At 67.0% G+C, this 21,271-nt stretch carries 18 protein-coding genes; 9 read left to right on the forward strand and 9 right to left on the reverse strand.

Annotated elements, in window-relative coordinates:
* A partial coding sequence (locus tag B0T44_RS22520; RefSeq protein WP_139795339.1) for a DUF1727 domain-containing protein occupies positions 1–438 on the forward strand: 438 nt, incomplete at its 5' end.
* Positions 435–1,145 (forward strand): type 1 glutamine amidotransferase, encoded by a 711-nt coding sequence (locus B0T44_RS22525; protein WP_077118777.1) that lies wholly within the window; start codon positions 435–437, stop codon positions 1,143–1,145. The genes B0T44_RS22520 and B0T44_RS22525, both read left to right, overlap by 4 nt.
* A 2-nt stretch (positions 1,146–1,147) precedes the next feature.
* Here B0T44_RS22525 and B0T44_RS22530 read toward each other — a convergent pair whose 3' ends face one another.
* The gene (locus tag B0T44_RS22530; protein ID WP_077118779.1) at positions 1,148–1,522 is read right to left on the reverse strand and encodes a type II toxin-antitoxin system VapC family toxin; all 375 of its coding nucleotides are present in this window, start codon (positions 1,520–1,522) and stop codon (positions 1,148–1,150) included.
* Positions 1,519–1,776 (reverse strand): type II toxin-antitoxin system Phd/YefM family antitoxin, encoded by a 258-nt coding sequence (locus B0T44_RS22535; protein ID WP_077118780.1) that lies wholly within the window; start codon positions 1,774–1,776, stop codon positions 1,519–1,521. Before B0T44_RS22535 ends, B0T44_RS22530 begins: the two co-directional genes overlap by 4 nt.
* A gap of 379 nt (positions 1,777–2,155) precedes the next feature.
* On the opposite strand from B0T44_RS22535, the gene B0T44_RS22545 reads away from it, so the two are divergent.
* Positions 2,156–2,797 (forward strand): hypothetical protein, encoded by a 642-nt coding sequence (locus tag B0T44_RS22545; protein WP_077118783.1) that lies wholly within the window; start codon positions 2,156–2,158, stop codon positions 2,795–2,797.
* Between the two features lie 313 nt (positions 2,798–3,110).
* Here the strand turns inward: B0T44_RS22545 and recR are convergent, their stop codons facing one another.
* Together recR and B0T44_RS22555 are read right to left on the reverse strand one after the other, a co-directional pair.
* Positions 3,111–3,719 carry a recombination mediator RecR gene (gene recR / locus B0T44_RS22550; RefSeq protein ID WP_077118785.1) on the reverse strand — a complete coding sequence of 203 codons (609 nt, stop codon included), beginning with the start codon at positions 3,717–3,719 and terminating at the stop codon, positions 3,111–3,113.
* Between the two features lie 16 nt (positions 3,720–3,735).
* Entirely contained in the window at positions 3,736–4,071 is a 336-nt protein-coding gene (locus B0T44_RS22555; protein ID WP_077118787.1) for a YbaB/EbfC family nucleoid-associated protein, read from the reverse strand.
* A 152-nt stretch (positions 4,072–4,223) separates the two neighbouring features.
* On the opposite strand from B0T44_RS22555, the gene B0T44_RS22560 reads away from it, so the two are divergent.
* From B0T44_RS22560 to B0T44_RS22570, 3 genes are read left to right on the forward strand one after another with little or no spacing between them, the layout of a single operon-like run.
* Positions 4,224–4,769: a hypothetical protein gene (locus tag B0T44_RS22560; protein ID WP_077118912.1), complete on the forward strand. Its 546-nt coding sequence runs from the start codon at positions 4,224–4,226 to the stop codon at positions 4,767–4,769.
* A 33-nt stretch (positions 4,770–4,802) separates the two neighbouring features.
* Entirely contained in the window at positions 4,803–5,618 is an 816-nt protein-coding gene (locus B0T44_RS22565) for a MerR family transcriptional regulator (protein ID WP_077118789.1), read from the forward strand.
* Positions 5,619–5,633: 15 nt separating this feature from the next.
* Entirely contained in the window at positions 5,634–5,984 is a 351-nt protein-coding gene (locus B0T44_RS22570) for a VOC family protein (protein ID WP_077118791.1), read from the forward strand.
* Between the two features lie 62 nt (positions 5,985–6,046).
* On the opposite strand, the gene B0T44_RS22575 is transcribed toward B0T44_RS22570, so the two are convergent.
* Complete coding sequence (locus B0T44_RS22575; RefSeq protein ID WP_077118914.1) at positions 6,047–6,481, reverse strand: SRPBCC family protein; 435 nt, start codon at positions 6,479–6,481, stop codon at positions 6,047–6,049.
* A gap of 331 nt (positions 6,482–6,812) precedes the next feature.
* Here B0T44_RS22575 and B0T44_RS22580 point away from each other — a divergent pair, with 331 nt between their 5' ends.
* The gene (locus B0T44_RS22580; RefSeq protein ID WP_077118793.1) at positions 6,813–8,249 is read left to right on the forward strand and encodes an FAD-binding oxidoreductase; all 1,437 of its coding nucleotides are present in this window, start codon (positions 6,813–6,815) and stop codon (positions 8,247–8,249) included.
* Entirely contained in the window at positions 8,246–9,559 is a 1,314-nt protein-coding gene (locus B0T44_RS22585; RefSeq protein ID WP_077118797.1) for a class I SAM-dependent methyltransferase, read from the forward strand. Before B0T44_RS22580 ends, B0T44_RS22585 begins: the two co-directional genes overlap by 4 nt.
* Positions 9,560–9,588: 29 nt before the next feature.
* On the opposite strand, the gene B0T44_RS22590 is transcribed toward B0T44_RS22585, so the two are convergent.
* The 4 genes from B0T44_RS22590 to B0T44_RS22605 form a co-directional block, all read right to left on the reverse strand.
* Positions 9,589–13,131, reverse strand: a complete 3,543-nt coding sequence (locus B0T44_RS22590) for a protein kinase domain-containing protein (RefSeq protein ID WP_425436849.1) — start codon at positions 13,129–13,131, stop codon at positions 9,589–9,591.
* Positions 13,132–13,490: 359 nt separating this feature from the next.
* The gene (locus B0T44_RS22595) at positions 13,491–15,641 is read right to left on the reverse strand and encodes a 3-hydroxyacyl-CoA dehydrogenase NAD-binding domain-containing protein (RefSeq protein ID WP_077118804.1); all 2,151 of its coding nucleotides are present in this window, start codon (positions 15,639–15,641) and stop codon (positions 13,491–13,493) included.
* 44 nt (positions 15,642–15,685) lie between these two features.
* Entirely contained in the window at positions 15,686–16,897 is a 1,212-nt protein-coding gene (locus tag B0T44_RS22600; RefSeq protein ID WP_077118807.1) for an acetyl-CoA C-acetyltransferase, read from the reverse strand.
* 255 nt (positions 16,898–17,152) lie between these two features.
* A complete protein-coding gene (locus B0T44_RS22605; protein WP_077118812.1) occupies positions 17,153–19,996 on the reverse strand; it encodes a DNA polymerase III subunit gamma and tau in 2,844 nt (947 codons plus the stop codon).
* A gap of 431 nt (positions 19,997–20,427) precedes the next feature.
* On the opposite strand from B0T44_RS22605, the gene B0T44_RS22610 reads away from it, so the two are divergent.
* Entirely contained in the window at positions 20,428–21,252 is an 825-nt protein-coding gene (locus tag B0T44_RS22610; protein ID WP_077118815.1) for a hypothetical protein, read from the forward strand.
* The last annotated feature ends 19 nt before the right edge of the window (positions 21,253–21,271 follow it).

Genomic DNA, 21,271 nt, shown 5'->3' on the forward strand with positions numbered 1-21,271 from the left:
GCCGACCCGGAACAGGCGAGCGCCGCGACCGGGACGGTGCGCGAGATCGCGGGCCGCTACCGGGCCGTGCAGGTGGGCGAGCACGAGGCGCGGCTGCTGCTGGCCAAGAACCCAGCCGGCTGGCAGGAGGCGCTGTCGATGATCGACCCGGCTGCGGCAGGTCTGGTGATCGCGGTGAACGGCCAGGTGCCCGACGGCGAGGATCTGTCCTGGCTGTGGGATGTGCGGTTCGAACATTTCGAGGGCGTGCATGTGGTCGCTGCCGGTGAGCGCGCCACCGACCTCGCGGTGCGCCTGACTTACGCGGGCGTGGCACACACCACCGTGCCCGACCCGATGCGGGCGATCGCATCCTGTCCGGCCGGGCGGGTCGAGGTGCTCGCCAACTACACCGCGTTCCGTGATCTGAACCGTGAACTGGAGGAGCGCACCTCGTGAGCGAATCGACCGTGCGTATCGGGCTGGTGCTGCCCGATGTGATGGGCACTTACGGCGACGGCGGCAATGCGCTGGTGCTGCGGCAGCGGCTGCGGCTGCGCGGCTACGACGCCGAGATCGTCGAGATCACCCTGCCCGACCCCGTGCCGGACTCGCTGGACATCTACACCCTCGGCGGTGCCGAGGATTCCGCGCAGCGTCTGGCCACCCGCCATCTGCAGCGTTATCCCGGTCTCCAGCAGGCGGCCGAGCGCGGCGCCCCGGTGCTGGCTATCTGCGCCGCCATCCAGGTACTCGGTCACTGGTACGAAACCTCGGGCGGCGAACGTGTCGACGGCGTCGGGCTCATCGATGCCACCACCGCTCCCCGCGCCGAACGCGTGATCGGCGAAGTCACCACCGCACCCCTGGTGCCGGGCCTGCAAGCCCCGCTCACCGGGTTCGAGAACCACCGCGGCGGCACCACCCTCGGCTCCGACGCCAGCGGCCTCGCCCGCGTGACCCGGGGAATCGGCAATGGTGTCGGCGACGGACTCGAAGGCGTGGTCCAAGGCTCGATCATCGGCACCTATATGCACGGCCCCGCCCTGGCCCGCAACCCGGAACTCGCCGACCTCATCCTCACCCGGGCCCTCGGCGTAGACCGTTTGGAGCCCCTGGACCTCCCCGAAGTCGATCAACTCCGCCGCGAACGCCTCCGCGCTTGAGATCACACCGGCAGAATCTCGACGTCGTACTTGTGGCACCACGGATCTCGCGTCACCAACCTGAGCCCTTCGCTGCGGGCCTGTGCCACCAACATCCGGTCGAACGGATCACGGTGGATCAGCGGCAGCTGCCCAGCGGCGATCGCGTGTGTAGTTTCGATGGCAAGGAGAACGAAACCGCTGTCCCGCAACAGCTCGGGCAGATCGGTAGGCCCCTCCAGTTTGCCAGCGGCCTGCTTGATCGCGACTTCCCAGATCGTCGCCACGCTGAGGTAGATGTCAGGTTCGTGGTCGAGGACATCAGCCAAATCTTCGGGGAGCGCCGGATCGTCCAGCAGCCACCACAGTGCCACGTGGGTATCGAGCAGCAGTCTCATGCTGTCGGGTCGAAATCACGCGCGATGGACTGGTTCGTCTCATCGGAATCCCAATCCGACGTCAGGGTCAGGCGCCCACGAAGCGAACCGCGGCCGCGGCGGTCGACCCGACGCCGCAGGGGCACCACTTTGGCCACGGGGTGCCCGGCGCGGCTGATGACGATTTCTTCGCCGTGCTCAACTCGCTCGATAATGCGCGAGAGGTTGGTTTTGGCCTCATGGATGTTGAACTGCTCAGCAGCGCTGCCCGTCATCGCCACCTCCTTAGCTAAGAGGTTAGTCCTCTCGGTGAGCGTAGGCGATCGTTACTGGCGGCGACATGCCCCGGCCCGGTTCTCCGAACTCGGACACAAGGATGTTAAGACCGACGGCAAGGACCAGAAGATTGGGAGAAATATGGCTGAGCGGACTTGCAGGTCCTGCGTATCCGAGATCGATCACTGTCACGGGACGCTGATGCTGCATGCGGGGCGGATCGCCGAGTGCACCGATTCCGGGTGCGTGGATGCCGACTTCGCGCGGCATACGTTCACCGTGGAGTGCACGGACGTGGCGGGCGGGTGCCGGTGTGACGAACAGTGGCGGGATGACCGGGAGCTGCGGTCGGCCTGAGGGCGGCCGTACGCTGGCCCGGTGAGCTACAACCACGTCCTGCTGCCGTCCGGTGTCGCGTCGACCCCCGCGGAGGTGGATGCCTATCTGGTCACCCAGCAGGGGTTGCCCGCAACGGAGAGCATCGCGGCGATCGCGGCCGAGGTGAACCGGCGCAATACCGCGACCGCCGAGGAGGACAGGTTCCTCAGCGCGGAGGTGGGCGGCGACGGCACCGGGGATGTGCTTGCGGTGCCGAGCCCCTATGACGCGATCGGTTTCGCGCGGGCGCTGCTGTTCGAGCTCGCCACCCCACTGCACTACGCGGTTTATGATCCGCAGCTCACGTGGCTGATCGACCCCGCAGGGCATGTGTCGGTGACAGTCACGCACGGCGGTGCGGGCGAGTTCCCGTACCTCACGAAACCGCTCGCCGAACACTGGGTTCGCGAACTGGCCGACCCGAACCCCTACCTGATCGCGGAAAAAGCCGACCAGGTCTACATCCAGACCTACCGCCACTCCGAGGACGATTTCGCCCTCGAATACCGGGATGGCTCCGCCGACCGGCATTTCGCTACAACGGTCAATGGCGCGGACGAGGTCGCCGCATTGATCTGGGGATGGGCGAACGACGACCGCACCCGGCTCGACACGCTCCAATGGTCTCGCCTGGATCTTTGACCTCCTCCCCTCCCTGAAGGGAGAGGATTCCAACCCTCGCGAGCCGGGTTTCCTGTTTCACCACAGACTGCTGAAAGGCAAGCCATTTACAGTCTTACGTCCGCTCCGCAGGCGTTTCACGTCTCCGCCAGCCCGGCGGCGACAGTCCAAGATCGCATCAGATGCGCTAACCTCCGCTTGAACGCGGAGGCTTGCGCGCTACGTTCGCAGAGTCACGCCAGCCACACCGAGGCCAGCGCCTGCTGCCCGAAGACGCAATGGTGACCTTCACGAGTGCCCCGGTCGGCTTACGAGTCGTGCAGGATGGTGCTGCCTAGAGCGTTCGACGGCCGGACAGGGCCCGCCCCAGCGTCAGTTCGTCGGCGAATTCCAGATCGCCGCCCATCGGCAGGCCCGACGCCAACCGGGTGACGGTGAGCCCAGGGAAATCGCGGAGCATACGTACCAGGTAGGTGGCGGTCGCCTCGCCCTCGGTGTTCGGGTCGGTGGCGATGATGACCTCGGTGACGTCCGCACCGTCGGCCTGGTTGCCGATGCGGGCGAGCAGCTCACGGATGCGCAACTGGTCGGGGCCGACCCCGCTGAGCGGGTCGAGCGCGCCGCCGAGCACGTGGTAGAGGCCGCGGAACTCGCGGGTGCGTTCCACCGCCTGCACGTCCTTGGGTTCCTCGACCACGCAGATCATGGTGCGGTCGCGGCGCGGGTCGGCGCAGATCCGGCACAATTCGCCGTCGGCGACGGTGCCGCACAGGGCGCAGAACCGCACCCCGTCGCGCACCTGCTGCAGCACCGCCTGCAGCCGGTCGATTTCCGGCGGCTCCACCTGCAACAGGTGGAAGGCGATGCGCTGGGCGCTCTTGGGGCCGACGCCGGGCAGTTTGCCCAGTTCGTCGATCAGATCCTGGACCGGACCCTCGTACACCTACGCCCCGCCTCGCTCAGAAACCGGGCAGGCCCGGCATCGCGCCGCCACCACCGGCCAGCGGGCCGAGCCGTTCGCTGGCCAGCTGCTGCGCGTTGCTCATGGCGTCGTTGACGGCGCCGATCACCAGATCCTGCAGGGTTTCCACATCCTGAGGGTCGACCGCTTTGGGGTCGATGGTCAGCGACAGCACCTCACCGGTGGCTTTGATCGTCACCTTGACCAGCCCGTTTCCGGCCTGACCCTCGACCTCGGCCGCAGCGATCTCGGCTTGGGCCTGCATCACCTGCTGCTGCATCTGCTGCGCCTGCTGAAGCAATTGCTGCATATCGAACTGGCCATCTGGCTGCACGGCATTCCTCTCTGCGGACGATGTCATCACTCAGCCTAGACCGCGACTGTTCCCGGAACAGTGCTGGTGCGCGCAGCATAGGATTGATATTCGTTCGCGCACGCGAACAGGCCTGCCCATCGCTGGGCGGCCGCTGGTTCGAGGAGGCAGTGATGCGAGCATTCTGGTGCTGTGCCGCGCTCATCGCGGCAGCGCTGACCGGACCGATCCCGGCGGTTGCGGGTGCCGCACCGGTGGTCGACTACGGCGCCGGTTGTGTGATCGACCCGGACAACCGCGCGGTCACCATCGACTCCCTGCGGTTCCGCTGCACCCCGGAACAGCAGGACACGATTTTCAACGAGGCGCAGCGCGGCGAGGTACCGACCGGCGTCAAGGACGGCTGGGTCACCCGTCCACCGGTGATGCAGACGCTCGCGCCCCCGTTCTGGATCGGCAAGACGTTCTACACGGGTCCCGACGGCGGATACCTGTGGAACCGGATCACCGCCGCCGATATCCCCGGCTGGCGTGCCGACGTCTACACCGCTCCCGCGTTGTCCGACGGAGAGCCGACCTGGGTATTGAATTACGCACCGTCACCCACCCCACAGGTCTACGACGAGATCCGGGAGATCACCCCCGGTGTCTGGTTCGGGTACTCCTGGTGGCGCGGAGCGTTCCAGACCACTCTGCTGCTGACTTTTGTGCTCGCTTGACCCTCCCATCGCTGGAGGGTGTCTGCTGGGGCCATGACAGCGACGGTGACGATCGGCGAATTCGCCAGGCTCAGCCATCTGAGCGTGAAAACCCTGCGGTACTACCACGAAGTGGCGCTGCTGGAGCCCGCCGACGTCGACCCGAGCACCGGGTACCGCCGTTATGCGACGTCCCAGGTCGCGGCGGCACAGCTGATCCGGCGGCTGCGTGAACTCGATATGCCGCTTCCTGATATCCGCGCGGTGCTGACCGCGGCGGACCAGGACGAGCGGGATGCGGCGCTGCGTGCGCATCTGCGGCGGATGGAGGAACAGCTGGACCGCACCCGTGCGGTGGTCGCATCGCTGCGCACGCTGCTGACCGAACAGGCGCCGCTCGAGGTCGGCTACCGCGCGGTAGCCGCCTGCCGCGCGCTCACCCGCGTGGATCGGGTGGCGCGGGCCGATGTGAGCGCCTGGTGCGGGCAGACGTTTCCGCTGCTGTTCCGGGCTTTGGCCGCGGCGGGTGTCGCGGCGACAGGCGCGCCGGGCAGCACCTTTTCCAGCGAGTACTTCACCGATGAGACCGGCGAGGTGGTTGCTTTCGTTCCGATCGGCCCCGGCGCGCGATTCGATCCGCCACCCGGAACGTCGATCAGGGAACTGCCCGCGGGCCGGTTCGCGATCGCCACCCACCGCGGCCCCTACCACGACATCGACCGCGTGTACGGCGCGCTCGGCAGCCACGTGGCCGAACACGACAGTGCGCTCGATGAGCCGGTGCGGGAGGTCTATCTCACCGGCCCCGGCGAGGCCGTAACAGCGGCCGACTATCTGACCGAACTGTGCTGGCCCATCAACCAGCACTGAACACAGGAGAACACTATGGCTTTGTCCCTGGGAAATATCGTCGTCGACAGCGCGGACGCGGGCGCGCTGGCTGGTTTCTACGCGAAACTGCTGCACCAGCCGGTCGACCCGGACGCCAACGGCTATTTCGCCACCGTCGGGCGCGGATCAGGGATGAGCCCGCTGCTGATGTTCATCAAGGTGCCGGACAAAACTCCCGGCAAGAATGTCGTCCACCTCGATTTCCGCGCCGATGATCGCCGCGCGGAGGTGGAACGCGCCGTTGCCCTCGGCGCCCGGCATATCGCCGATTTCGCCGAGTACGGCATGAACTGGACGACGTTGGCCGATCCGGAGGGCAACCTGTTCGATATCGGCGGCGAATAGCCGTAACGCCCGGTGTGCCCCCGACCGCTACGGGCTGGGGGCACGCTGGGCGTTACGCGCTGTCAGGCGAGTTCGCGTTTCAGGTTGCCGAGTACTTCGGCCTGGATCTTCTTCAGGCCGAGCGGCGCGAAGATGCCCTCGAAGATGCCGGAGATACCGCCCGCGCCCTGCCAGGTGGTTTCCCAGGTGACCTTGGTACCCGGCCCGTCGGGGGTGATGGTCCAGGTGTTGACCATACTGGAGTTGGCATCGCGTTCGGTGACCACGTTATCGGTCACCGACACCGTCGCGCGCACATTGCGCACCCGCTTCTGCGTGGCCTGCAGGGTCCACTGCACCACCGTTCCCTCGCCTTGACCGCCCTCGACCACCTGGTAATCGCGGTAGTGCGAGGAGAGAATCCGCGGCCGCACCTCCGTGTAGTCGGCGACCGCCGCTAGCGTCCGCTGCGGGTCCGCCGCAACCACGATCGAACTGCTGGCACTGACCTGTCCCACGATGAGCTCCTTGTTCCGGATGCGGTTTCTCGACGGCCCTATCCTGCCCTGTCGGTGCACGGCGGTGCGGTGCATCCCTGCCTGCGTTTCGGCCGCATCGCACCGAGCCGCCCCGACACACAGGTCGCGGAACTCGCACCGCGGGGCCACCGATCCAGTACGCTGCGCTCGCCCAGCGAACGACATACCGCCGTCACCAGTGCATGAGGCGAAAAGGGCCAACTCCGTCCACGGTCGGCGAACAGGGCGCAGCAATAAGAGTCATTTGGCAAGAGTCGGCAATTTCACGCTGGCCGACCACGATCATTAGTACTAGCGTCGAGGGGTGGCAGTGAGTCTGTTGGGGAAGGCCGGCCACGATCCGGCCGCATACGAGTCAGGGTTTGCCGCGTATCGGGCGGGTGTTTCGCGACTGCTGGAGAGCTATCGCGCCATCCCCGCCGGAGCGGACGTGCGGCTGGCCAAGAAGACCTCGAATCTGTTCCGCGCCCGGGCCCGCAATACCGCGCCCGGCCTGGATGTTTCCGGTTTGACCAAGGTCATCGCGGTCGATCCTGACGCCAGGACCGCCGATGTCGCGGGGATGACGACCTACGAAGACCTGGTCGCCACAACCCTGCCCTACGGGCTGGCCCCGCTGGTTGTTCCGCAGCTCAAAACGATCACCCTCGGCGGGGCGGTCACCGGCCTCGGCATCGAGTCGACGTCCTTCCGCAACGGTCTGCCGCACGAGTCGGTGCTGGAGCTGGACGTGCTGACCGGAGCGGGTGAAATCGTCACCGCGACACCGGACGGCGAGCACGCCGACCTGTTCCGCGGCTTCCCGAACTCCTACGGCACGCTCGGCTACTCGACCCGTTTGAAGATCGAACTGGAGCCGGTCGAGCCGTATGTGGCATTGCGTCACCTGCGCTTCCACGATCTGGGTGAACTCGAGGCCGCCCTCACTCGGATCGTCACCGAACGTGATCATGACGGGGAACGCGTCGACTACCTCGACGGCGTCGTGTTCAGCGCAGGCGAAAGCTATCTGACGCTGGGCAGGCAGACCGATGAACCCGGCCCCGTCAGCGATTACACGGGGATGGACATCTATTACCGCTCCCTTCAGCACGAGGGCGGCACCCCCAAACACGATCGCCTCACCATCCACGATTACCTGTGGCGCTGGGACACCGACTGGTTCTGGTGTTCCCGCGCGTTCGGTACCCAGAACCCGAAGATCCGCCGTTTCTGGCCGAAACGCTACCGGCGCAGCAGCTTCTACTGGAAGCTGATCGCCCTCGACCACCGCTACCATATCGGCGACAAACTGGAAGCCCGCAAGGGCAACCCGCCGCGCGAACGAGTCGTGCAGGACATCGAGGTCCCGGTCGAACGGACCGCGGATTTCATGGAATGGTTCCTGCGGGAAATACCGATCGAACCGATCTGGCTGTGCCCGCTGCGGCTGCGTCGAACCGGTTCAGGTGGTTCGGCCAGGCCCTGGCCGCTGTACCCGCTGCATCCCGACCGCACCTACGTCAATGCCGGATTCTGGTCGTCGGTTCCCATCACATCCGGTGAGATCGAAGGCGCCGCGAACCGGGCCATCGAAAAGGCCGTCACCGATTTCGGCGGGCATAAATCGCTGTATTCGGATTCCTACTACAGGCAAGATGAATTCGCCGACCTCTACGGCGGTGACGATTACATCCAACTGAAAAAACGCTACGACCCAGACCAGCGCCTGCTGGACCTGTATTCGAAGGCGGTGCAACGCAAATGACGACATTCAGAGAACGTTCCGATGTTTTCGCGGATCTGGGAACCAAGCTCAGCATTGCCGAAATCTTCGATCTACTCGTCGACGGGGAGATCCCCATCCGGCTGACCGCCTACGACGGAAGCGCGACCGGACCCGCGGATTCCGAATTCGCCCTCGACATCCGTAACGCGCGCGGTATCAACTACCTGGCCACCGCCCCCGGCGACCTCGGTATGGCGCGTGCCTATATCTCCGGCGATATGACCGCCACCGGAGTGCATCCCGGAGACCCGTACGAGATCCTGAAGGCGATGCAGGATCTGAAGTTCCGGCGGCCGTCGGCGCTGGCCCTGCTCACCATCGCCCGCTCGCTCGGCTGGGAGCGGTTGCGCCCGGTTCCGCCCCCGCCGCAGGAGACGCTGCCGCGCTGGCGACGGATCGCGGAGGGCCTGCGGCATTCCAAGCTGCGCGACGCCGAAGCCATCCACCACCACTACGACGTGTCCAACGCCTTCTACGAGATGGTGCTCGGCCCGTCGATGACCTACACCTGTGCCTGCTACGGCGACCAGGACTGGACGCTCGAGCAGGCGCAGGAGAACAAATACCGGCTGATTTTCGAGAAGCTGCGGTTGTCGCCGGGTGACCGGCTACTCGACCTGGGTTGCGGCTGGGGCGGTATGGTCCGATACGCCGCCTCACGCGGCGTGCAAGCGATCGGGGCGACGCTATCGGCCGAACAGGCCGAATGGGCGCAGCGCAAAATCGCCGAAGAAGGCCTCTCCGACCTCGCCGAGGTGCGCCATTGCGACTACCGTGACGTGCCCGAATCCGAGTTCGACGCCGTCTCCTCGATCGGGCTGACCGAGCATATCGGCGTACACAACTACCCGTACTACTTCGAGTTCATCAAAGGCAAACTGCGCGAGGGCGGCCTGTTCCTCAACCACTGCATCACCCGCCCCGACAACACCCGCGGCACCAAGGCAGGCGATTTCATCGACCGCTACGTGTTCCCGGACGGGGAGCTGATCGGTTCCGGCCGGATCATCTCCGATATCCAGAACGTGGGGCTGGAGGTGCTGCACGAGGAGAACCTGCGCGAGCACTACGCGCTCACCCTCGCCGAATGGTGCAAGAACCTGGTCGACAACTGGGATGCGTGTGTCGCCGAGGCCGGTGAGGGCACCGCGAAGGTATGGGGTCTGTACATGGCGGGCAGCCGGCTCGGATTCCAGCGCAATGTGGTTCAGCTGCATCAGGTGCTCGGGGTGAAGCTCGGCGTGAACGGCCTGCCGAGCGTGCCGCTGCGGCCGTGGTGGCAGCCGTGAGCTGAAGATGAGGCAGGCGCGCTGCCCGCTCAGTCCAGCAGTTCGTCCAGGAACTCGGCGGGCAGCCGCACCTCGCCGAGCCTGCGCACCGCGCCGTCACCCGGGGCCGACGGGAGATCGTCGCGCAGCACCCGCACGATAGCGTTGACCCCGCTGCCTGCGTCCAGCAGCGGCCTGACCCAGTGGAATTCGGCGCAGGTGGCGACGACCGGCGCCAGCAACGCGGCCGATTCACCCACCCAGCCCGCTGCGGCCAGGCATTCGGCGAGCAGCAGCGACATATCCAATTGGGCGCGCGGACGGTGCTGTTCCTGGGTGCGGGCGTACAGGGCGCGGGCGCGGCGCACCGCCCGGTCGAAGTCTTCGCCCGCGGTGAGCAGCTCCCGGATGGCCGCCACCTCGTCGGCTTCCACGCCGAGCGCGGTCGCGCCCGCGGGGCGGCGGTGCGAGCCGGTGATCTCGCCGTCGGTCACCGCGACGGTCGCTTCCACGGTCGCGTCCACCGAGCCCGGAACGGCGACCGCAGGAGCCAGTCGCAGGCATTCCGCCCTGACCGCCGCGGCCAACCTGGTCAACCGGTGTTGCGCGGCGACCCGCGCGCCCTCGGCAAGCCGTTCCGCCGCGGTCTCCGGCTCAGCGAGCAGCGCTTTGGTGCGCGCGCCGATGACGAACGTGGCGATCAGCGGTTCGACCGGGCCCACCCGCGCTACCAGCTGGTGGCTTTCGTCCAGCAACCGGTCGGCTGCCGTCAGCTCACCGCGCCGGTATTCGAGCTCACCGAGCATCGCCGCCGCCACCCGCATCCCGTGCGAGCGCGGACCGCCGCGTGACCGCGCCGTCTCGTAGGACCGGCGGAAATAGTGCAGCGCGGAATCGATATCTAGCCGTTCGTAGGCGATCAAGCCACGCCCTAGCAGGCCGAAAACCTCCCCGAGCGGTTCTTTGGACCGCCGGTGGTACTCCTCGGCCCAATCCTGCATCTGCCAGGCGCCATCGAAATCGAACTCGCACAACCGCACATACGAGGTGAGGTTCGCCGCCGTCGACACCGCCCAGGCGGGCATATCCGCTGGATGCTCGAGGCATTCGGCCACCTGATCGAGCACACCCTCGGTGTGGTCGTGCGAGATATCGTCCGTGGCGGCGAGCACGGCAGCCTGACAACGCTGCTTGCTGATATCGGTGTCGGTGGACGACCCGCGCGACAAGGCATGCGACAACCGGCCCAGCGCGTTACGCGCCGCTCCCGACTGCTGCAGATTCACATTCGCCCTGGCCACCGCCATCAGCAGTTTGGACCGCGAAGCCACCTGCTGCACCGGCAGCTTCGACACCGAACCGAGCAGCGTGGCCAGCCTGGACCCGTCGATCAGCTCCATTCCGCCGCTTTCCAGCAGATCCAGCGCCATCTTCAGATCGGTGGCAGCCAACGCGTGATCGACCGATTTGCGCAACAACTGATGCTCGGCGAACCAGCGGGCGGCCTTGCGATGCTGGGCCCGCAGCCTGCCCGGCCGGGTGTGGTCCAGCCGGGCGCGCAGATGCTCGGCGAACAGCGGCTGCATCCGGAACCACTCCGGGTCGTAATCCACCCGGCGCAGGAACAGTTCGCGCTGTTCGGCCTCTTCCAGCAGCCGTTCTGCGTCGGGTGCGTCCGACAGTGCCGCCGCCAGCGAACCGCACACTTTCTCGGTGACCGAGATATCGGAAAGAAATTCGAGCATGCTGGGTTCCAAGGTGGCGAGCACATTCTCGGCCAGATACTCGCGGATACCGTGGCCGCCCTCGGACAGGTTGTCGATCAACCGGGACGGGTCGGCGCGACCGCGTAATGCCACAGCGATCAACTGCACCGCGGCGGGCCAGCCGTCGGTTGTCCGGTGCACCCGGTCCAACTGCTGTTCATCGAGTTCGAAACCGTTGCGCCCCACCAGGGTCTGTTCGATTTCGTCGCGGGTGAGCCGCAATTCGCTCGATCCGATCTCGACCAGTTCGTCACGCACCCGCATCCGGCTGATCGGCAGCCCGGTCTGGTCGCGGCTGGTCACCACGAAACGCAGATGGTGGCAGCCCTGGTCGAGCAGGGTGTCCAGCACACCGACGGCAGCGGGGTCGGTGATGCGATGCCAGTCGTCGATGACGACCACGATGGCTTTGCCGCTGCGATGCAGTTCATCGATCAGGGCGGTGATCGCGAACTGTCCGGCGTCGGCGGGACGTTCCTCCAGCACTTGATCGAGGCCGACACCGATATCCGGACGTACCCGGCGGATCGCCTGGATCAGGTGCGCGAGGAACCAGATCTCGTTGTCGTCGCCGCTATCGATACCGATCCAGGCGACCGCCATCCCCAGCGACGTCAACTCGTCGCGCCATTGCGTGGCCAGTGTGCTCTTGCCGAACCCGGCGGGTGCGTGGATCACGGCGAGCATCCGCCGCTCGCCCGAGCCAAGGATGTTCAGCAGCCGCGGCCGCGGCACGGGCTGCCTGGTCGGGGTGGGTGGACGGAACTTGGTCGTGGCGGCAGGCGGCAGGACACCGGGGGTGGCAGGCCGGGTCTCGGCCAGGGCGGTGCGGGTGGCTCCGGATGGCCGCGGCGCGGTCGGATGCAGGTAGAGCGGCCAACTGCGGCGGGCGGTGACCGTAGCGCGGGGCGCCGTGACGGTGCGGCCGTCGGGGGCAGCAGCGCCCTCGGGGGCGGTGGCGGGTTCGGTGTCCAGCAGCGCCATCTCATCCGGCACCAACCCGTGATCGACCTGAACGACCCGCAGCATTTCGCCGAATTCGTGTGCCGAAGCGGGCCGGTCCCTCGGTTCCTGCGCCATCGCGTGTTCGATAGCGGCCGCCAGGTCCGCGGGGATGTCCTGATCGCGCAGATCCGGCACCGGCTGTGTGGTGATCCGCAGAAACTGCGCCACCACTTTCTCCCCTGCCCGCCGCTCGAACGCGGCATGCCCGGTGAGCAGGGCGAACAGGGTCGCACCGAGCCCGTACACATCCGAGCGCACGCTCGGCTCGTCACCTTTGAGCACCTCGGGCGCGGTAAACGCGGGGGAACCGGTGATCATCCGGCTCGACGTGCGGAAACCTCCCGGTACCCGGGCGATCCCGAAATCGGTGAGCTGCGGTTCCCCGTATTGACTGAGCAGCACATTGCCCGGTTTCACGTCGCGGTGCAGAATGCCCGCCCGGTGCGCGCTTTCGATCGCCCCCGCCAGTTTCACGCCGACGCGCAGGGCGTCCTGCCAGCTGATCGGGCCGTGATCGCGGACCAGTCCCTCCAGCGAACCGCTCGTGCTGTAGGGCATCACAATGAACGGCAGACCGCTCGGCGTCATATCCACCTGCAGGATGTCGACGATGTTCGGATGCCCGGACAGCCTGCCCATCGCCTGTTCTTCGCGCAGAAAACGTTCCCGGCTCTCGGTATCCAGATCCGAGGAGAGCACCTTCACCGCAACGACCCGGTCCAACGCGGGCTGTGTACAGCGGTACACCACACCGAACCCGCCGCGGCCGATCTCCACAGCGTCCGACAGGCCCATATCGGCGAGTTCGCCGGTGACGTCCATGGGTTCTTCGCGTGCGGTGTCGGGTCCGCCCACCGCCTGTGTCGGCTCACCCACCGAGGTTCCGGGTTCAGCGCTGGCCGATTCGTGACCTGCCTGGCCCGAACGCGTCCGTGGACTCATCTCACCACCTCGCATACAACGAATCGGCGGCGCCGCGGCCGAGACGTCGACGCCTGAGCGACGCCGTGCGCGGCCTTCACCTCCAACGTAGCGCGCCGGATATGGCCGCGTGCACATTCCTCCACACGCGTGTGCCCGCACTCGCCCTGAGGAAACCGACACCGGATATCGGGCCCGGAAACGGGCAGAACCCGCCCCGCGAATACGGGACGGGTTCTGCCGTGGCAGTCCTGGTGAATTTACTTGCGCAGCGAGGCAGGAACCTCGAAACGCTCACCATACTTCTCGGCCAGCTCGTCGGCGCGGGCCACGAAAGCCTCCTGGCCGCCGGGGTAACCGACGATGAACTGGTGCACACCACCGGTCCAGGCCGGGTAACCGATACCGAAGATCGAGCCGATATTGGCGTCCTGGGTGGACTCGAGCACGCCTTCGTCGAAGCACTTCTGGGTTTCGATCGCCTCGATGAACAGCATGCGGTCGATCAGATCCTGGATCGGCGCGTTGAACCCGTAGGTGGTTTTGAAGTGCTCGCGCAGCTGCGGCCACAGGCGCAGACGCTTGCCGTCTTCGTCGTACTCGTAAAAGCCCGCCTTCTCCAAGCGGCCCGGACGACCCTGCTCCACCATGTAGTTGACGACGTCGACAGCCGGGTGCCGCTTGTTGCCCATGGTGATGTCGCCGCGCTCGGCGGCTTCCTCGGTCTCCCGGGCGATCTTCTGCATGAGCTTCATGTTCAGCTCATCGGTCAGCTGCAGCGGCGGAGCCGGGTAGCCCGCCTGCAGACCGGCCTGCTCGATGGTCGCGGGCTCGATGCCCTCGCCGAGCATGGCGATCGCCTCGTTGACGAAGGTGCCGATAACGCGGGAGGTGAAGAAGCCGCGGCTGTCGTTGACGACGATCGGGGTCTTCTTGATCGCAAGGGTGTAGTCGTACACCCTGGCCAGCGCCTCATCCGAGGTCTGCTCACCCTTGATGATCTCCACCAGCGGCATCTTGTCGACCGGCGAGAAGAAGTGGATGCCGATGAAGTCTTCCTTGCGCTTCACACCCTCGGCCAAGCCGGTGATCGGCAGGGTGGAGGTGTTGGAGCCCAGCAGCGCATCCGGGGTGACGATGTCCTCGATCTCCTGGAACACCTTGTGCTTGAGCTCGGTGTTTTCGAAGACGGCCTCGATGACGAAGTCGACGCCGGCGAAATCGGCGGCATCGGCGGTCGGCTTGATCCGGTCCAGCAGCGCCTTGGACTTGTCCTCGGTGGTCTTGCCCCGAGACAGCGCCTTGGCCTCGATCTTCTCCGAGTAGCCCTTACCGCGCTCGGCTGCCTCCAGCGAGACGTCCTTGAGCACGACCTCGTAGCCCGCCTTGGCCGACACATAGGCGATACCAGCGCCCATCATGCCCGCGCCGAGCACACCGACCTTCTTGATCTCGCGCTTGGGCACATCCTTCGGCCGCGAACCGCCGTTGTTGATGTGCTGCAGGTCGAAGAAGAACGCCTGGATCATGTTCTTCGCGACCGGGCCGGTGAGCAGGTGCACGAAGTACCGCGACTCGATCAGCGAGGCGTCATCGATGCCGACCTGCGAGCCCTCGACCGCGGCGGCCATGATCGCGCGCGGGGCGGGCATGTTCGCGCCCTTGATCTGCTTGCGCAGGTTGGCCGGGAACGCGGGCAGGTTCGCCGCGAAACTCGGGTTGGACGGGGTGCCGCCGGGGATCTTGAAGCCCTTCTTGTCCCACGGCTGAACACCGGCCTCAGGGTTGGCCTTGATCCACGCCTTGGCGGCCGGGACCAGTTCCTCCACCGAGCCGACCAGCTCGTCGACCAGGCCGATCTCCTTGGCCTTGGCCGGCTTGTTGCGCTGGCCCTGCAGCAGTACCTGCATCAGCGCGTTCTGCAGACCGAGCATGCGGACGGTGCGGATGATGCCGCCGCCCGCGGGCAGCAAGCCGAGGGTGGCCTCGGGCAAACCGATCTGCGAACCGCGCACATCGGCCGCGATCCGGTAGTGAGTGGCGAGCGCGATCTCCAGGCCGCCGCCGAGCGCGGCGCCGTTGATGGCGGCCACGACCGGCTTGCCCAACTGCTCCAGGCGGCGCAGCGCGCTCTTGATCTCGGTCAGCTCGTCCATCAGCGACTGGGCGTCGTCCGGACCGACCTTCATCATGTTCTTCAGGTCGCCGCCCGCGAAGAAGGTCTTCTTCGCCGAGGTCAGCACCACACCGGCGATATCGTCCTTCTCGGCCTCCAGCCGATCGACCGTCGCCTTCATCGACTTCTTGTAGAGGTCGTTCATGGTGTTGGCGCTCTGGTTCGGGTCGTCCATCGTCAGCACGACGATGCCGTCCGAATCCTTCTCCCAACCGATCATGTTGGTCTCGCTCACGATTTCAGTTCTCCTTGGGGAATCCGAGTCTCGGTTGGGGCGCCTCAGACGCGCTCGATGATGGTGGCAACGCCCATACCGCCGCCGATGCACAGGGTGATCAGCGCGTAACGGCCGTTGCGGCGCTCCAGTTCGTCGACCATGGTGCCGGTGATCATCGCGCCGGTGGCGCCCAGCGGGTGGCCCATGGCGATGGCGCCGCCGTTGACGTTCAGCTTCTCGTCCGGGATCTGCAGATCCTTCTGGAACTTCAGCGCCACGGAGGCGAATGCCTCGTTGATCTCGAACAGGTCGATATCGGCGACGGTCAGACCGGCTTTGGCCATCGCCTTCTTGCTGGCGGGGGTCGGTCCGGTGAGCATGATGGTGCTGTCGGCGCCGCTGGTGGCGGTGGCGACAATACGGGCACGCGGGGTCAGGCCCGACGCCTTGCCTGCCTCTTCGCTACCCACCAGCACCAGCGCAGCGCCGTCGACGATGCCGGAGCTGTTGCCGCCGTGGTGGACGTGGTTGATCTTTTCCACGAAGTGGTACTTCTGCAGCGCCACCGCGTCGAACCCGCCCATCTCGCCGATTCCGGCGAACGACGGGTTCAGCTTGGCCAGGTCCTCCGGCTTGGTGCCCGGACGCATGTGCTCGTCCTTGTCCAGCACGACCAGGCCGTTCTGATCCTTGACCGGAACGATCGATTTGGCGAAGTAGCCGCCTGTGGTGGCCTTGGCGGCCAGCTCCTGCGAGCGCACCGCGTAGGCGTCGACGTCCTCGCGGGAGAAGCCCTCCATGGTGGCGATCAGGTCGGCGCTGATGCCCTGCGGTACCAGGTAGGTGTCGTAGTTGGTGGCCGGGTCCAGCATCCAGGCGCCACCATCGGAGCCCATCGGCACGCGGGACATGGATTCGACCCCGCCGGCGAGCACCAGATCGTCGAAGCCGGAGCGCACCTTCTGCGCGGCCATATTGACTGCTTCGAGACCGGAGGCGCAGAAGCGGTTGATCTGGACACCGCCGACCGTATCGGGCAGGCCCGCGGTCAGCACGGTGGTGCGCGCGATATCGCCGCCCTGGTCACCGACCGGGGAGACCACACCGAGGATGATGTCCGAGATCCGGTCCTCGTCCAGGTTCGGGAAGCGGTTGCGGAGCTCCTTGACCAGACCGGTGGTGAGATCGATCGGCTTGACCGAGTGCAGCGACCCCTTCTTGTTGCGGCCGCGCGGGGTTCGGATGGCCTCGAAAATGTAGGCCTCTGTGGTCATATCGGGATGTTCCTTCCTAGGGATACACCCGCGCCGCTCCCGGGGAGCGGACGCGAGTAACCTCGCCGACCGGTCGTTCGACCGACCGTCTGGACGCTGTACAAACAGAGGTACGCATCAGCGGACGCACGTTCTGACAGACCGTACTTCTCCGGCCCACCTTAGAACCTCGTCGCGCCGAAGTAGGCGACCACCCGCTCATACTACCGCCGCATGCGAACTCCGGTTAACTTAACGTCTTCGGAGTGGCAGTTGTCAACCGTCCAGACGTACGGCGCCGAGCTCGCTGGCCAGCAATTCCAGAGCGACCTCGTCCGGGTCGCGGCGATCGCCGGGCGCCACCGGACGCGCGGATTCGGCCAGCATCTCCTGCTCTTCCTCTGGCGTGGACGGCGGCACAGCAGCCGGGCCGGAGTCGTAGCCGTAGTCGGCCGGGCCCGGATCGTCGGGGAAGTCGGGGTAGTCCGGCGGCGGAATATCGTCGTCGGGGTAAACCGATCCGCCGTTTCCTCCGGAGCCTCCGGAGCGGGCCTGGCTCGGCCGGGAGAACCGCGGTGGCGCACCTGCTGAACCGCGTCTACCGCGGCCGCGGCTACCGTGCCCGGCGGGCTCACCATCCCCGCCGCTGGGCCGCGTGCCGTAGCCCTCGGGCTCGGCGCCTCGCCCGGGCGGCGCGATGGGCCCGTCCACCGTCTTACCTCGCTCGGCGTCAGGTCCACCGGTACCGTCTGCCGATCCGGAACGTCTGCCGCCCGCTTCCCGGCCGCCGCCCCTGCCTCGGTTACCCGGCCCGCCCACGGCCTGCCGCCCGCCTGCCGCGGCCGCGGTCACCCATTTGACCTGATAGTCCCGTCCGAGCACCGCTCCCACGGCCGACCGCACGGCATCGAGGCTCTGCTGATTGGACAGTCGCTGCACCAGCGCCGCGTGCTGATGGGCGAAGACGATCACTTCCCCCTCGACCCGCACCACCGATGCGCCCGAGGCAAGCATCGCCGCCACCGCGACACTGAACTCACGCACCCTGGTCTTGATATCGCCCCAGGCGGCTTCGATTTCGGCGAGCGGATCAGCAGCGGGCGACGGAGCCGGTCCGGATAGGTCCGCAGCATGGTCGGTGCCTCCGCGCGACACAGACGCCGAACCACGCGCGGCCGGGCCATGCGCGGGTGCCCGATTGTCCGGCCCCTCGTAGCCTGCCGCGGACGGGGAGCTCGCGGCGTTCGCATCGGCGCGCCCATACGGCACCTGAGTCGGATCCGTGGGCTGATCCGGCCCCTTCGCTCCAAGCTCGTGACCGCTCCCGCCCGGGGCGGGTCTGCCCGGATCGTGACTGCCGGTCGAGCCTTCCCCCTGGCCGCTGCGGCGGGGAGACATGGGCGAATCTCCGGGTGCGCCGCCCTCGGCCGACGCCGCCCGCTCCGAGGACATCGGCACACCGGCATCGGAGGTTCCCGACGCGGAACGGAAAGCGCCCGCATCGCGTCGGCTCTCGCGGCCACCGCCGTGAGTCGCCGGATCCGGGTGCACCGGCTCCGTCCGGGCGCGACCATCAGCGACGTCCGCTCGCTCGGTGGAGCCCTCCCTGGACCGGCTGGTTTCCGGCGGGGTCGGTTCGTACTGTTCGGCGGCGTGGTCCGGCCGCGTCTCGTCAGGACGGTTACCTGGACCGGCGGATGGTACCGGTTCGGTGTCACTGGGCTGAGCGGGCCGGCCCGGAGCGCCGGAAGCCGAACCACCGTGCTGGGGTTCCTCCTGTGGCTTCTCGCGCGCAGCCGCGTCGACGACATCCGGTACGGCGGCTTTGGCGGCCCGGGACTCCCGGACCGCGGCCAGCGCTTCGGCGCCGCGACGCCGCGGTGGGCCGGATGCGGGCGATGGGCTGGATGCGGGCGCGGTGCGTTCGGATGAATCGGTGGCCGCGGCTGGTGCGGACACGGCGCCGGTGGCGACCTGACGTTCCAGTTGTTCGAGGCGCTGCAGTGTGGCGGCTTCGGCGTCGGAGGCCGCGGGCAGCAGCATGCGGGCGCAGACGACCTCGAGCAGCAGGCGCGGAGCGGTCGCGCCGCGCATTTCACCGAGCCCGGCGTGCAACAGTTCGGCGTAGCGGGTGAGGCTGGCCGGCCCGATCCGGCTCGCCTGGTCGCTCATTCGCTCCAGCTGGTCGGCGGGGGCGGCGACCAGACCGCGGTCGGCGGCGTCGGGGACGGCGCGCAGCAGGATCAGGTCACGCAGCCGCTCGAGCAGATCGACGGCGAACCGACGCGGGTCGTGCCCGGCCTCCATCACCCGGTCGACAGTGCCGAAGAGGGCTGCGCCGTCGGTGGTGGCGAGCGCGTCCACCGCGTCATCGATCAAGGCGATATCGGTGACGCCGAGCAGCGCGACCGCGCGCGAGTAGGTCACGCCCTCCGGGCCCGCCCCGGCCAGCAGCTGGTCGAGCACGCTGAGGCTGTCGCGCGGCGAACCGCCACCCGCCCGGATGACCAGCGGATACACCGCTTCCTCGACCGGGACGTGCTCTTGTTCGCAGATCCGGCCGAGCAGCCCGCGCATGGTGGCAGGCGGCAACAGCCGGAACGGATAGTGGTGGGTGCGCGAGCGGATGGTCGGCAGCACCTTGTCCGGTTCGGTGGTCGCGAAGACGAAGATCAGATGCGCCGGCGGCTCCTCGACAATTTTGAGCAGCGCATTGAACCCCGCGGTGGTGACCATATGGGCCTCATCGACGATGAACACCCGGTACCTGGATTCGGCGGGCGCGTAGAACGCCCGGTCCCGCAGCTCCCTGGTGTCGTCGACGCCACCGTGGCTGGCCGCGTCGAGTTCGATGACGTCGAGATTGCCCGCACCGCCGGGGCCGAGCGCCATACACGAAGGGCACTGCCCGCAGGGGGTCGAGGTGGGGCCTTCGACGCAGTTCAGTGAGCGCGCGAGGATGCGCGCGGAGGAGGTCTTACCGCAGCCTCGCGGCCCGGAGAACAGATAGGCATGACTGATCCGGCCGCTGTCCAGAGCGGTGCTCAGCGGGTCGGTGACGTGCTCCTGGCCCACCACTTCAGCGAACGTTGCCGGTCGGTACTTCCGGTACAGAGCCACGGCCAGAGGCTACCGGCGCGCGGCGACAAAGAACATTCCCGTCCGGGTGCTTCGGCGTAACCGGTCTCAACAAACCCCATCCAAATTAGTGATATACATCACATCTATCGCAGTTCCGGTTTCCGCGCCTCACAGCGGCGTCCCCGATCGGCAACCCATGGCGTTCTCCGGCCGTAGGTGATCACGGGACGGCAGTCGATCACCCGTCCATCCCGATGGCCGCTTTTGTGTGGACTCACACCCCGTTTCGCCTGTTCTTTGCAGAAATAACGAAACCGTCACCAGTGCTGGAACCGGCTCGGCGGCCTGGCTAACGTGGCTATCGGCGACTTCGGTAGCCAAACCTTCATCAGGTTGGTGACCCCGGCCGGTCCCTCATCCCGGCCGGGGCACAACAAACCCGAACGAACTCTCCGCGGAGGTCCGTTGCCGTGCCCTCGTGTGACGATATCGCCGCCGCCTGGCTCTCCGGCACCGCATTCGCCGGTGACCCACACGCAGTGAGCCTGCTCAGCCGCGCGATCAGCCCCCACGATTTCGCCCTGGACCGCGACCGCCTTCCGGTGGCCGCCGCGGCCGACCCCAGCACGTCGGCAACGATTCTCGAACTACTCGAACGCGGTCAGGTGCCGACAATGGCCGCCATTCGCACCCTCACCGCGCAGAACGAGATGCGCCGCGAGGCCGAGCGGATCGAACGGCTCGGCAGACGCGCGCAGCGCAGTATCGACGAGTTCGGCCGGGCGCTGGCCCGGTTCGCCGACAACTACTGGATCGCCCACGGCACCGGCCCGACCCGCCGCGACGCATTGTGCTCGGAACCGGTGATGACCTTGATCCGCAGCCGGATCGGCAATATCGCGCCGAGCGCGGTCAAACACCTGTGGCTGATCGAACGCGCCCAGCGCGCCGGATGGATCGCCTACAACGCCGAACCGGGATCGCTGTGCGCCGGTCGACGGTTCCATGCCGGACGGTACGGCCATCGGGTCTCCCGGCGGCCCGCCAATGTGATCGGCGCGCTGGTCGCCCGTTATCTGGCCGACCATCTTGCCGCCAACCGCCGCCCGCCGACCTGGCAGCTGATGGCGCACGAACTGCGCGACGACCTGAACCGCCCGGTTTTCCACGACACGGCCGATGCGCGCGCTCAGCAACTGTGGCTCACCACCGCGGGATGGATCGACCTGGACGAAAACCTGCCGGTTCCCGGCCCACGTGGACGGCGCGCACTCGCTCGCAGCGCCCGCCGCTGAAACAGAGGATGTGACTCAT

Source organism: Nocardia donostiensis, assembly GCF_002081715.1.
In the GTDB taxonomy this organism is placed as follows: Bacteria; Actinomycetota; Actinomycetes; order Mycobacteriales; family Mycobacteriaceae; genus Nocardia; species Nocardia donostiensis.

Bases quoted from the DNA above. Each gene is read 5' to 3' on its own strand.
- B0T44_RS22535 (WP_077118780.1), bottom strand. From the start codon at position 1,776: ATGACGGGCAGCGCTGCTGAGCAGTTCAACATCCATGAGGCCAAAACC.
- B0T44_RS22600 (WP_077118807.1), bottom strand. From the start codon at position 16,897: ATGACCACAGAGGCCTACATTTTCGAGGCCATCCGAACCCCGCGCGGC.
- B0T44_RS22560 (WP_077118912.1), top strand. From the start codon at position 4,224: ATGCGAGCATTCTGGTGCTGTGCCGCGCTCATCGCGGCAGCGCTGACC.
- B0T44_RS22570 (WP_077118791.1), top strand. From the start codon at position 5,634: ATGGCTTTGTCCCTGGGAAATATCGTCGTCGACAGCGCGGACGCGGGC.
- B0T44_RS22590 (WP_425436849.1), bottom strand. From the start codon at position 13,131: ATGGACGTCACCGGCGAACTCGCCGATATGGGCCTGTCGGACGCTGTG.
- B0T44_RS22565 (WP_077118789.1), top strand. From the start codon at position 4,803: ATGACAGCGACGGTGACGATCGGCGAATTCGCCAGGCTCAGCCATCTG.
- B0T44_RS22530 (WP_077118779.1), bottom strand. From the start codon at position 1,522: ATGAGACTGCTGCTCGATACCCACGTGGCACTGTGGTGGCTGCTGGAC.
- B0T44_RS22585 (WP_077118797.1), top strand. From the start codon at position 8,246: ATGACGACATTCAGAGAACGTTCCGATGTTTTCGCGGATCTGGGAACC.